Consider the following 12,664-nt stretch of genomic DNA (forward strand, 5'->3'; position numbering starts at 1 on the left):
GTTTTTACACTAATACAAATGCATTCAATTTGTTAAGACCTAATCTTATTTGTTATATTTGCAAACTTTAAAACTTTATGAGGTACATAATCATAATTATCATTAACGTTATATGTTTTCAATCCAGCTATGCCCAAATTCACGAAATTGGCGTGTATTTAGGTGGTAGTAACTATATAGGAGACATTGGCGCCACAAATTATATATACCCAAAAAAACTGGCCTACGGTGGTATTTACAAATGGAACAGAAGCCCACGGCATTCCTGGAGAATTTCAGGAATAATAACCGATTTGGAGATGATGGACAAAAATGCTAGCGACCCACGACGTGTAGAACGTAATTATAATGGCGTTAAAACCATAGGCGAACTTTCTGGAGGTATTGAATTTACATTTACAGAATTCGATTTACACAAAACCGGCAGACAGCATACACCTTATTTATTTGGAGGTATATCGGCTACTAATTATAACGAAACTTACATCACTAACTCGGGAAGTTCATCGTTTACTGGAGACAAAAAATGGGCACTAGGCATACCCATGGCTATAGGTTACAAATACAGATTTAGCGAAGGTTTTATAATAGCCGCCGAAATTGGCGCACGTTATACCTTTACAGATAAATTAGACGGTAGCGAGTATTTCGACGAAAATACAGCTACAGATTATAGTTTCGGAAATTTAAACAATAACGATTGGTACGTGTTTTCGGGAATTACCTTAACATACACCTTTGGTAGAAATCCTTGTTATTGCATAAATTAATTACATTTTGAAAGACCAGATTAACACAGATAGACTCCCCAAACACATCGCCATAATTATGGATGGCAACGGCAGGTGGGCCAAACAAAAAGGATTAATACGTGCCATTGGTCACGAAAATGGCACCAAATCGGTAAGACAAACCGTAGAAGCCTGTGCCGAGTTAGGCGTAGAAAACTTAACCCTATATGCCTTTTCTACCGAAAATTGGAACCGTCCTAAACTAGAAGTAGAAACCTTAATGAAACTTTTAGTAAGCTCGCTTAAAAAGGAAATTAAAACCCTGCAGGACAACAACATCAAGCTAAACGCTATCGGCAATCTGTCACTTTTACCAAAAAAAGTATACAAAGAGCTATTAGAAGTTATCGACAAAACTGCTAATAATAGTAGAATGACTTTAACCCTTGCCTTAAGTTATGGCTCGCGCGAAGAACTCGTTCAGGCTATTACCGAAATAAGCAATAAAGTTAAAAATAATATAATTTCTTTAGAAAGTATTGACGAATCAGTTATAAATAAGCATCTTTACACGCAAAATTTACCAGACGTAGACTTGCTTATACGCACTAGCGGCGAACAACGCATAAGTAATTTTCTGCTTTGGCAAATAGCCTATGCCGAATTATTCTTTACTAAGGTACTTTGGCCCGATTTTACTAAGCAACATTTGTATGATGCTATTATTGACTATCAAAAAAGAGAACGCCGTTTTGGAAAAACAAGTGAACAACTTAGCTAATTCAATATCATTGAAAACATTTTTACCCTTTATTTTTACTTTATGTTTATCATTAACTTCTTTATTAGTTAATGCCCAAGTCCCTCAAAATGCCGGCACAAAATATACCATTTCGGATATTAGCGTTTCTGGAAATTCTAGCTTCAGTTCAGAAACTATAGTAACCTACTCTGGGCTTAGAAAAGGCGAAGACATTCTTATTCCTGGCGAGGAAATTAGTAACGCCATTAAAAAATTATGGAAATCGGGACTGTTTAGCGATATCGAAATTTATATAAAAAATGTAGAAGGCAATTCTGCTGCTTTAGAAATTCATTTGTTCGATCTTCCCGAGCTACGCGATGTAAAAATTACTGGTGTTAAAAAGTCTAAAATTGAAGAAATTGTAGAAGAAAACAATCTTAATGAAGGCGTAAAGGTTACAGAAAACCTTATTACAACTACAAAAAACTATCTACAAAACAAATACCAAAAAGACGGTTTTTACAATACCAAAGTAAACATAAATACCATTCCTATAGAAGACTCTATTGCTAAGCCTAGAGTTAATATGGTGGTAACTATAGATAAAGGCGAAAAAGTAAAAATAGATAACATTAACTTCGAGGGCAACACTATGTTAAGCGACAAGAAGTTAAAATCGAGTATGAAAAACACTAAAGAAAAAAAATTCTATCGTGTTTGGAAACGCTCTAAATATATTGAAGCCGATTACCAAGAAGATTTAACCAGCGTTATAGACACCTATAAAGAAAATGGGTATCGCGATGCGCGAATTATTTCGGACAGCATTAGCGTAAACAATAATAAAAACGTAACGTTAAATATTAAAGTAGAAGAAGGCGAAAAATACACCTTTGGTAACATTAGCTTTATAGGTAACACTGTTTATACAGACCAGCAGTTAGCATCTATTTTACGTGTACGTAAAGGCGACACCTACAATGGCGTTTTATTAGAAAAAGGGATTGCAGACGATACCAAACCAGATGGTAACGACCTTACCAACTTATATCAAAACAACGGATATTTATTCTCGCAAATAAACCCTGTTGAAACCAATGCCGACGGAAATGTAATCGATATGGAAATTAGAATTTCCGAAGGTAAACCCGCCTATTTCAACAACGTTACTATAGTAGGTAACGAAAAAACAAACGATCACGTTATATACAGAGAAATACGTACGCGTCCAGGCGAATTGTACAGTAAGGCCAATGTGGTTAGAACTGTTCGCGAATTAAGTCAGTTAGGCTTTTTCGACGCCGAACAATTAACACCAGATTTTAAGAATGTAAATCCGAACGAGGGTACGGTAGATATGGAGTACAAAGTTGTAGAAACTGGGTCCAGCCAAATAGAACTACAAGGTGGTTATGGTGGTGGCGGCTTTATTGGTACCTTAGGTTTATCGTTTAACAACTTTTCGTTAAAAAACATACTTAATAAAGACGCTTACAAACCGCTTCCTATGGGAGATGGCCAAAAACTTGCCCTTCGTTTACAAGCTAGTCAGTTTTACAGAACATACAGTTTCTCGTTTTCAGAACCTTGGATGGGCGGTAAAAAACCAGTACAATTTTCGACCTCTATATCGCACTCCAACCAGTTTTTATACGACAGTTCTACAGGAAGAGCAGATAAAGACAAACGCTTCAACATTACAGGAGTATCTGTTGGTTTAGCAAAACGTTTAACTGTACCAGACGATTATTTTACCTTATCGCAATCCATCAGTTATCAACATTACAACTTAAAAAACTATTACACGGGGCTATTTACGTTTGGTGACGGATTTTCTAACAACCTATCGTACACTATAGGTTTATCTAGAAACAACACCTATAACGACCCTATATTCCCTATAGGAGGATCTAACTTCAGCGTTAGTGCTAAATTATCTTTACCATACTCGTTATTCAACAATGTAGATTACGATGCGCTTGCTGAAGAATACAATGAAGATGAAGCCATTTATAGAGATCCAGATGCATCGGCAGCCGACCAACAGGCGGCTTATACTAGAATGCAAGAAATAGATCAAGAACGCTACAACTGGTTAGAATTCTATAAAATTAAATTTAAAGGAGATTGGTACACTAACATTATTGGTAAACTGGTTTTAAGACCTAGTATAGAATTTGGATATTTAGGAGCATACAACCAAGCCAGAGGTGTAATTCCGTTTGAACGTTTCTTCTTAGGTGGGGATGGTTTAGGAAGCTATAGTTTAGATGGTAGAGAAGCTATTGCTTTACGTGGTTACCCTAACCAATCTATACAACCTTTGGATAAATATGGAGAGCCTACAGACGACGGTTCGTCTATCTACAACAAATTCTCTTTAGAATTGCGTTATCCTATTACCTTAAAAGCTTCAGCTAAAATATTTGCTTTAACTTTCGCCGAGGGTGGTGCAGCTTTCAACTCGTTTAGAGACTACAATCCGTTTCAGTTAAAGCGTTCTGCAGGTGTTGGTTTACGTGTATTTATGCCTGCATTTGGATTATTAGGTATCGATTTTGGTTACGGATTCGATCCGCTTCCAGGACAAACCAAAGCCAACGGCTGGGAAACACACTTCATCATTGGTCAACAATTCTAATTTGGCACGATATTTTCTATCAACTCTAATATGAATTACTTAAAGATTTAAAAGGTATAACGTTAAAATTTGTTAATTTTGGAAACTTTAATTCAGGAAAGCACAGAATAAAATAAACCATCTGTCGTTTTAAAAGTTTACAGCTGATAAATTACTAATATGAAACAAATGAAACTAAACGTTCTTTTATTACTTACTGTAGTATGCTTACTAAGTCTTAACGCCACGGCACAACGCGGTGTAAGAATAGGTTATATCGATACAGAATATATATTAGAGAACGTACCTGAATACCAAGATGCCACAGTACAACTTAACGACAAAGTTAAACGTTGGAAAAGCGACATAGAACTTAAACTAAACGATGTTGCCCAAAAACGTAAAAACTTAAGCAACGAAAAGGCATTACTCACTAAAGAGCTATACGAAGAACGCAAAGAAGATATCGATTTTGAAGAAAAAGAAATATTAGACTATCAACAAAAACGCTTTGGTCCTAACGGCGATTTAATGCTTCAAAAAAAGCAATTAATACAACCCATACAAGATCAAATTTTTGCAGCAGTGCAAGATATAGCAGCCTCTAAACAATACGACTTTATATTCGATAAGTCAGCTGATGTAGTCATGTTATACTCTGCAGAACGCTACGATATAAGCGAATTGGTATTACGAAGCATAAGCAGAGCCTCGAAACGCCAACAAGCCCAAAACAAAGCAGCAAGACGAGCAGCCGAAGCCGAAGAAGTTGTACCAGACTACAACCCTGAAGCCGAAGCCAGAGAACAAGCTTTAGAAGAAAAACGACAAGCCAGAGAAACCCTAGAAGATCAACGTCGCCAAGAAATTTTAGAAGAACGCGCCGCTAAAAAAGCCGAGGCCGAAGCCCGAAGACAAGCTATTATTGACCAAAGAGAAAAAGAAAGGCAAGAAAAATTGGACGCAAGAAATAAAGTTTCAGAAAATAATGATACTTTAGAGCCCTCCGAACTTAACGAAGACGGAACACCAAAAACTAAAGAACAAATTTTAGAAGAACGTAAAGAACAAAAATTAAGAGATCGCGAAGCAAGACAACGGGAACTAGAAGAACGCAAACAACGCATTTTAGAAGAACGTGAAAAAGCAAAACAAGAACGCGAAGCAAACGAGAACAATACAACAAATAACGAAGACAGTAATTAACTAAATTTTATACACAAATTAATACTTTAAAAATGAAACAAATCAAAACCCTTTTAATTGCAACTGCTTTATTTATTGGAGCAACATCTTTTGTACAAGCACAAAGTAAAGTTGCCCATATTAACACCCAAGAATTGGTATCTGCAATGCCAGAAATGAAAGCCGCACAAGCGCAAATGGATAAGTTGGGTAAAACTTACGAAGCAGACATTAAAAATATGGCGACTGAACTTGATACTAAAGTAAAACAGTACGACGCAGAATCTTCTACAAAAACACAAGAAGAAAACGCTAAGCGTGTGCAAGAAGTACAGTCTATGGAGCAAAACATTCGCCAGTATCAAGCTCAAGCTCAAAAAGACATGCAACAAAAAGAAATCGATCTTTTAAAACCAATTACCGAAAAAGCTAAAGCTGCAATTTTAAAAGTAGCTAGAGCTCAAGGATTCGAGTATGTATTAGATTCTTCTCAAGGTAGTGGTGTAATCATGGCCGATGGTAAAAACTTATTAGCTGATGTGAAAAAAGAATTAGGTTTCTAATTATACACTTAAGAAATACTAAAAAAGCCACTTTATATAAAGTGGCTTTTTTTTATTTTTGACCTCATGAGCAAACAACCCATAGGCATATTCGATTCTGGTGTAGGTGGCACTTCTGTATTTAAAGAAATACAGGCCCTGTTACCACACGAAAACACAATTTATTTGGCCGATAGTGCCAATGCGCCTTATGGCAGTAAATCGCCGCAAGACATCTTAAATTTAAGTATTAAAAATACCGAGTGGCTTTTAAACAAAGACTGTAAACTTATTGTAGTAGCTTGCAACACCGCTACAACTAATGCCATTTCGGAACTTAGGCAAAAATATAACATTCCATTTATAGGTATAGAACCAGCAATTAAACCGGCCTCCTTAAACAGCAAAACCAAAGCGGTAGGTATATTGGCTACAAAGGGTACATTAAGTAGTAAACTATTCCATAATACAAGTAGCTTATACAGCAATGGCGTACAGGTAATCGAGCAAATAGGCGAAGGTATTGTGCCATTAATTGAGGAAGGCAAAGCTTTAAGTCCTGAAATGGAAACCTTGCTTAAACGTTATTTAAAGCCTATGATTACTGCAAATATCGATTATTTGGTACTTGGGTGTACGCACTACCCTTATGTGCTTCCTTTGCTTTTAAAATTGCTTCCGAAACACGTAAAAATTATCGATTCTGGTGAAGCTGTTGCAAAACAAACCAAAGCCGTACTAGTACACAATAACACGTTAAATACGTCCGCATCTTTAGGGAAACATCTCTTCTACTCTAATGCATCTACTAGTGTTATGGAAACGCTGTTAGGCAAGCCTTACCAAGTAGACTATTTAAAGTTTTAAAGCTTCGTTCTTAAAAACCGAATTTTATTCTTTAAACCAACTTGAATAGGTAATATAATTATCGGCGATTCTGTGTATTTCTCCCGAAATGAGGTCCTCACTAATATCCTTTACTTTAACAGCAGGAACACCAGCATAAATACTTCCAGACTCGACTATAGTATTTTTTGTAACAACTGCACCCGCAGCTATTATAGAATTACTTTCAACAATACAATCGTCCATAATAATGCTACCCATACCAACCAACACATTATCGTGTATGGTACAGCCATGTACAATAGCATTATGCCCTATAGACACATTGTTACCAATGGTTGTGGGCGACTTTTGGTAAGTGGCGTGAATAACAGCACCATCTTGTATGTTAACTTTATTGCCAATTTTTATGTAATGAACATCACCGCGAATTACAGCATTAAACCAAACGCTACACTGAGTACCAAAAGACACTTCTCCTACAATTGTAGCATTTTCTGCAATAAAACAATCGTCTGGTATTTGAGGGGCGTGACCACGAACAGATTTAATAACCATGATAAAACTTAGTATTAGTTAACCGAAGGACAATCGCACTCGTATTTAATTTTTCTACAATTAAAATTAAAACCAAGCGTAAACTGATGAAAACCACCATTATCAAAAACCACTGCATTAGATTGATAAGTGTATGTATATGCGAACATAAACTGCTTATAATTTACACCCACAAGTGGCGAAAAATATTGGGCATTTTTATACACGTCGTCTGAAACAGCATCTAAATCCGGATTGTCTGCACGGTCTAAACTACGTCTGTAAGACAACCCTAAATATAAACTTGCTGTATCGAAGTTTTGATACAATTTGATATTAGCATCTATTAAAGACTCCTTTGTTCCTTCTTTATATTGATATAGTATAGACGGTTCCCACGACAGCCCTTCCAGTCTGGTGCTAAATACCGAACCTACAGAAAATAAATAACGTCTTAAATTACTGGTAACCTCAATATCGTTGTTAACGCCTTCGTTGTTAATTAAATTTTTAACTGTAGCGTGTATGTACGTATTTAAAAAATGATAAGACATTCCAAAATCGATATTAAAATCTAATGCACTTTGGTCTATTCCAGCTATTATTGGGTCGTAACCACCATCGATAAACGCCGACTCGTCTAAACGGTATTGTACAACTCCAGCACTTAAACCAAACGACAACATGTTAAGATCTAGTTCGTTTCTAGAAAACATTAAGTGATGGGCATAAGTTGCATAAGCACCACTTTGCGAATGGTAACCGTTTTTATCGGTATATAAAATACCACCCACAGCAGAGGGGCTATCCCCTATACGGCTATTTGCACTCAAAGTCATAAGTCTAGGTGCATCGTCTGTTCCTAACCATTGCTGTCTTGCCGTTAAGCGCACTTTGGCACAGTTGGCTACACCGGCCATAGACGGATGGATTAGGTAATAGTTATCTGTTAAATAATCTGAGTAAATTGGAAGTCCTTCTTGTGCACGACAAAAGGGTATTACGACCATAAAAAAAAGGAAAACCTTTAGTGTTTTTAATGTCATTGTTTTATTACCGTTTGCTATTAGTAGTTATTAGGGACCAAAAAAAATGGCTATACTACCCCGAATGGTTCAAATATATAAATTATAACCAAGAGATTTCAGATATATTTTACTGATATTACGTAAATCTTAAAGAAAAACTCAAAAGACGACTGCTATTTATCAGCACTTTAGCTTTTTCACCAGAAAAACCTAAATTATTTCTAAAACTGAAATAAAGAATCTGCACGCACTAGCAATAAGCCTAAAACCGCCTTTTTAGAACCGTTAGTTTTCGTATTTTTGTAAAAATTTTAGATCATGAAAACATATAGTGTTTCTATACAAGAAACCACAAATCCAGCAATATTAAAATTCGAACTCAATCAATTTATCACAAAATACCAGAGCTTTGAATTTAATAATATAGACGAAGCCAAAATATCGCCTCTAGCACAACAATTGTTTTATTTACCATTTGTAAAAAAAGTATATATATCTGCCAACTTTATAGCTATAGAACGTTATAATATTGTAAACTGGCCAGATGTACAAGACGAAGTTGCCACGCAAATTGCCGATTATTTAAACAACGGTGGTACTGTAGTTATTGAAGAACAAGCTCCTAAAAAAACAGCGGTAACCGTTTACGCCGAAAGTACACCCAACCCTGCTGTACAAAAATTTGTTGCCAACAAAAAACTAGTAACAGCCTTATTTGAATTCACCTCTATAGACGATGCAAAATTATCGCCTTTAGCTCAAGAATTATTTCATTTTCCGTTTGTAAAAAGTGTTTTTATAGACGAAAATTACGTTTCTATTACAAAATACGATATCGCAGAATGGCAAGACATTACGCTAGAACTACGCGAATTTATTAGAAGTTTTATAGAACAAGGTAAAGAGGTTGTTAGTCCAGAAGCTACTGAAACTTTAGAAAAAACAACAGCACAAGTCGATAAAAAATTTGACGCATTAGACGACACTTCTAAAGAGATTATAAACATATTAGAAGAATATGTTAAACCAGCGGTTGCTAGCGATGGTGGTAATATTCAATTTCAAGATTACAACCCGAACACTAAAACGGTACAGGTTATTTTACAAGGTGCTTGTAGCGGATGTCCGTCGTCTACTTTCACTTTAAAGAATGGTATAGAAAACATGCTTAAAGAAATGTTACACGATAAAGTAGAACGGGTTGAAGCCATTAACGGGTAAGCAACTTTAACAATTCATTATCAAGACTATAGATATAGTATTTGTAATTTTAAGAGAACCACTTAAATTTAAAAATTATGTCTATTTTAAAAGTTATTGAAATTCTTGCCAATTCTAATAAAAGTTGGGAGGATGCTACAAAAAAAGCAGTAAAAGAAGCTGCAGCAACCGTAAAAAACATTAAGTCTGTGTATGTTAAAGAACACAGTGCAACGGTTAAAAACGGAGATATTGATGAATACCGTGTTAATGTAAAAATCACCTTCGAAGTGAATCATTAAATACTAATTCTAAAAACTAAAAAGCACTTTTGATATATCAAAAGTGCTTTTTGTTTATACTTATTTTACTTAGGTTATAACTTAGCTTTTAAAATGTTTTGTTAGCTTTGCCTATTATAAAAAATCAATAAATTAAATACATGGAAAAAAAGTTAGAATTAAGTTATTGGACAGAAAAAATAATAGATTTTGGTAGCACTTACGGTTTAAAAATTATTGGTGCTATTGCCTTTTGGATTATTGGTTCTTGGGCTGTTAAAGCGATGCTTAATGCCACTAAAAGAATCATGGCTAAAAGTAATTACGAAGAAAGCCTTCAGAAGTTTTTACTAAACCTGATTAGCTGGGTTTTAAAAATATTATTGATCATTACCATTTTAGGCGTATTAGGTGTACCAACAACATCGTTTGCCGCTGTTATAGGTGCCGCTGGTTTAGCCATTGGTTTAGCCCTACAAGGCTCTTTAGCTAACTTTGCTGGTGGTGTATTAATAATGTTATTTAAACCATTTAAAGTTGGCGATTACATTGAAGCCCAAGGCGAAGCCGGCACAGTAAAAGAAATTCAAATTTTCACCACACATCTTAACACACCACAAAACAGATTGGTTATAGTACCAAACGGGCAACTATCTAACGGTAACATTACTAATTACAGCGCCGAAGACAAAATACGTTTGGATATGATTGTTGGAGTAAGTTATGATGATGATATTAAGAAAACAAAAGAGGTATTAATGAATGTTTTAACCTCTAATCCAAAAGTATTACAAGATCCTGCTCCTTTAGTTGCGGTAACCGAATTGGGCGAAAGTTCTGTTAACTTTGCTGTAAGAGGTTGGGTAAAAACAGCCGATTATTGGGATGTTCACTTCCAAAATACCGAAACCATTAAATTAGACTTAGATGCTGCTGGTATAGAAATTCCTTACCCACACTCTGTAGAAATTCAGAAAGAAGCATAATGTTATTTAGATTTTGGTTTTAAAGCCACAAAATCTTTTAAATAATAAGGTTCAAAATAAGCGACATCTTCGATGTCGTTTTTTTTGTACTTATATTCGGCTAACATTCCCATTTCTCTGGCCGATGGCAATTTATCCTCTATAAAAACAGCATTGGGGTGCGTTATTAAGGTTTTAGTTTTAGCCACACCATTACCTATAAAATAAACTATACCTTGTTCTAAATAATCGCCATACGAATTTTCATTTAAAACCTCAGCTTCTATAGCGCGAATAGCATTGTAATTAGTATCGTAAATAGCCGAATATACTTCCATGCGTCTTGCGTCTAGCATAGATATGATAACACCACTTTCTGGCTGCATTTGATGTGCTAAAGCCTCTAAAGTAGATACAGAAATTAATGGAATATTAAGCGCATAACTCAATCCTTTAGCAGACGATACGCCTATGCGAAGCCCTGTGTAAGACCCAGGCCCTTTACTAACAGCAATGGCATCTAAATTATTAGCCTCTAAATCATTCGATTGTAATATCTGTTCTATATAAGTATGCAAACGCTCTGCATGCGAATAGTTTTTGTCGTTATCTTCCAATAATGCAAAAGTCTCACCATCTTTAGATAATGAGACCGAACAGTTTGTAGTTGCTGTTTCTATGTTTAGTATTAACGCCACGTTTTATTCTTCTTCTTTATCGTCTTCTGCTTTGTACCCCACTTTATCGCCACTGTTTAACGATTTAGAAACGGTATTGTAAGGTCCTGTAATAACTTGATCGCCTTCTTGTAATCCCGAGGTAATTTCAATATTTGAATTGTCTTGAATTCCTGTGGTAACCACTCGTAATTTAGCTACATCGCCTTCTTTAACAAAAACACATTCAAACTTTTTATCGGTATCCTCTACCTTTGGTTTTGGGGTGCCTGGTTTTACTGTGGTTGTATCGTTTTTTATTACAATAGCGCTTATAGGCACGCCAATAATATCTAATTTTTTGTTGGTAATAATATCTACCGTAGCCGTCATACCTGGTCTAAATGGAGAATAAGACGCTGGTTTGTCTTTCACCAAATCGGCATACGATTCTTCTAGAATTCTTACTTTAACTTTAAAATTGGTAACCTGGTCTGAAGTTAGTTCGCCATCTGCCGAATTCGCTATTTCGGTAACAATACCTTTAAACTGTTTTTTTAAATACGCATCTACTTCAACAATGGTAGAATCGCCAATCTGAACCTTTACAATATCGTTCTCGTTCACATCAACTTCTACTTCCATATTATTTAAATTCGCCACTCGCATAATCTCGGTTCCAGCCATTTGTTGCGTACCTACTACGCGCTCTCCCAATTCGGCATCTAATTTAGATATGGTACCGCTCATTGGAGCATAAATTGTTGTACGATTTAAATTGTCTTTAGCTTCTGTTACCGTAGCACCAGCACTTTGCATATTAAAATACGCTGAGGCTTTATTGGCTTCGGCAATTTCGTAAGTAGACACGGCTTTATCCCAATCGGCTTTAGAAATAATGCCTTTATCGTAAAGTTGTTTGTTTCTATCGTAATTGGCTTTAGCCTCTTTTAAAGATGCCAATGCTTGATCCAGACCAGATTTAGCATTTTGTAGCGTTGCTTGCGAACGATTTAAACTAGATTGATAAATATCTGGATTTATACGTACTAATAAATCGCCCTTTTTTATTTCTTGTCCCTCTTTTACTGGCAGTTCTATAATTTCCCCTGAAACCTCGCTAGACAATTTCACCTCTACTTCTGGTTGAATTTTACCAGTAGCCGATACGGTTTCAATAATATCTAATTTTGAAATGTCTTTGGTTTCTATCTCTTTAAAATGGCCTTGTTTGCCAAACCAGCCTGCTTTTTTTCCTACAATTAGCAAAGCGAGTATAACAACGACTAAAGAAATAATTAAGGTAAGTTTTTTCCTGCTCATGAGTT

Annotated in this window: 13 protein-coding genes; 9 read left to right on the forward strand and 4 right to left on the reverse strand. The window is 35.6% G+C overall.

Annotated features, from left to right (window positions below; translation table 11 throughout):
• Nucleotides 1-77 precede the first annotated feature (77 nt).
• The 6 genes from ACR9EA_RS15210 to murI all read left to right on the forward strand — a co-directional run bounded on the left by ACR9EA_RS15210 (nucleotide 78) and on the right by murI (nucleotide 6,690).
• The gene (locus tag ACR9EA_RS15210) at nucleotides 78-770 is read left to right on the forward strand and encodes a DUF6089 family protein (protein WP_435134923.1); all 693 of its coding nucleotides are present in this window, start codon (nucleotides 78-80) and stop codon (nucleotides 768-770) included.
• A gap of 58 nt (nucleotides 771-828) precedes the next feature.
• Nucleotides 829-1,512, forward strand: coding sequence for an isoprenyl transferase (locus ACR9EA_RS15215; RefSeq protein WP_435139902.1), 684 nt, complete (start codon nucleotides 829-831; stop codon nucleotides 1,510-1,512).
• Nucleotides 1,445-4,117 carry an outer membrane protein assembly factor BamA gene (bamA, locus tag ACR9EA_RS15220; protein ID WP_435134924.1) on the forward strand — a complete coding sequence of 891 codons (2,673 nt, stop codon included), beginning with the start codon at nucleotides 1,445-1,447 and terminating at the stop codon, nucleotides 4,115-4,117. The genes ACR9EA_RS15215 and bamA overlap by 68 nt, the downstream gene beginning before the upstream one ends.
• 159 nt (nucleotides 4,118-4,276) lie before the next feature.
• Entirely contained in the window at nucleotides 4,277-5,302 is a 1,026-nt protein-coding gene (locus ACR9EA_RS15225) for an OmpH family outer membrane protein (protein ID WP_435134927.1), read from the forward strand.
• Between the two features lie 32 nt (nucleotides 5,303-5,334).
• Entirely contained in the window at nucleotides 5,335-5,844 is a 510-nt protein-coding gene (locus ACR9EA_RS15230) for an OmpH family outer membrane protein (protein ID WP_435134928.1), read from the forward strand.
• A 66-nt stretch (nucleotides 5,845-5,910) separates the two neighbouring features.
• Complete coding sequence (gene murI / locus ACR9EA_RS15235; RefSeq protein ID WP_435134931.1) at nucleotides 5,911-6,690, forward strand: glutamate racemase; 780 nt, start codon at nucleotides 5,911-5,913, stop codon at nucleotides 6,688-6,690.
• A 24-nt stretch (nucleotides 6,691-6,714) separates the two neighbouring features.
• On the opposite strand, the gene ACR9EA_RS15240 is transcribed toward murI, so the two are convergent.
• Nucleotides 6,715-7,230 carry a gamma carbonic anhydrase family protein gene (locus tag ACR9EA_RS15240; protein WP_435139904.1) on the reverse strand — a complete coding sequence of 172 codons (516 nt, stop codon included), beginning with the start codon at nucleotides 7,228-7,230 and terminating at the stop codon, nucleotides 6,715-6,717.
• A gap of 11 nt (nucleotides 7,231-7,241) precedes the next feature.
• The gene (locus ACR9EA_RS15245) at nucleotides 7,242-8,252 is read right to left on the reverse strand and encodes a PorP/SprF family type IX secretion system membrane protein (RefSeq protein WP_435134934.1); all 1,011 of its coding nucleotides are present in this window, start codon (nucleotides 8,250-8,252) and stop codon (nucleotides 7,242-7,244) included.
• 300 nt (nucleotides 8,253-8,552) lie between these two features.
• On the opposite strand from ACR9EA_RS15245, the gene ACR9EA_RS15250 reads away from it, so the two are divergent.
• From ACR9EA_RS15250 to ACR9EA_RS15260, 3 genes are all read left to right on the forward strand, one after another.
• On the forward strand, nucleotides 8,553-9,455 hold the full coding sequence (locus ACR9EA_RS15250) for a NifU family protein (RefSeq protein ID WP_435134936.1): 903 nt from the start codon (nucleotides 8,553-8,555) through the stop codon (nucleotides 9,453-9,455).
• Between the two features lie 77 nt (nucleotides 9,456-9,532).
• On the forward strand, nucleotides 9,533-9,736 hold the full coding sequence (locus tag ACR9EA_RS15255) for a dodecin family protein (protein WP_435134939.1): 204 nt from the start codon (nucleotides 9,533-9,535) through the stop codon (nucleotides 9,734-9,736).
• Between the two features lie 140 nt (nucleotides 9,737-9,876).
• On the forward strand, nucleotides 9,877-10,701 hold the full coding sequence (locus ACR9EA_RS15260) for a mechanosensitive ion channel family protein (RefSeq protein WP_435134941.1): 825 nt from the start codon (nucleotides 9,877-9,879) through the stop codon (nucleotides 10,699-10,701).
• A 2-nt stretch (nucleotides 10,702-10,703) separates the two neighbouring features.
• Here the strand turns inward: ACR9EA_RS15260 and tsaB are convergent, their stop codons facing one another.
• Nucleotides 10,704-11,378: a tRNA (adenosine(37)-N6)-threonylcarbamoyltransferase complex dimerization subunit type 1 TsaB gene (tsaB, locus tag ACR9EA_RS15265; RefSeq protein WP_435134944.1), complete on the reverse strand. Its 675-nt coding sequence runs from the start codon at nucleotides 11,376-11,378 to the stop codon at nucleotides 10,704-10,706.
• 3 nt (nucleotides 11,379-11,381) lie between these two features.
• Complete coding sequence (locus ACR9EA_RS15270) at nucleotides 11,382-12,659, reverse strand: efflux RND transporter periplasmic adaptor subunit (RefSeq protein WP_435134946.1); 1,278 nt, start codon at nucleotides 12,657-12,659, stop codon at nucleotides 11,382-11,384.
• Nucleotides 12,660-12,664 lie beyond the last annotated feature (5 nt).

Origin of the sequence: Formosa sp. A9 (genome assembly GCF_051200825.1) — a bacterium.
GTDB lineage: Bacteria > Bacteroidota > Bacteroidia > Flavobacteriales > Flavobacteriaceae > Formosa.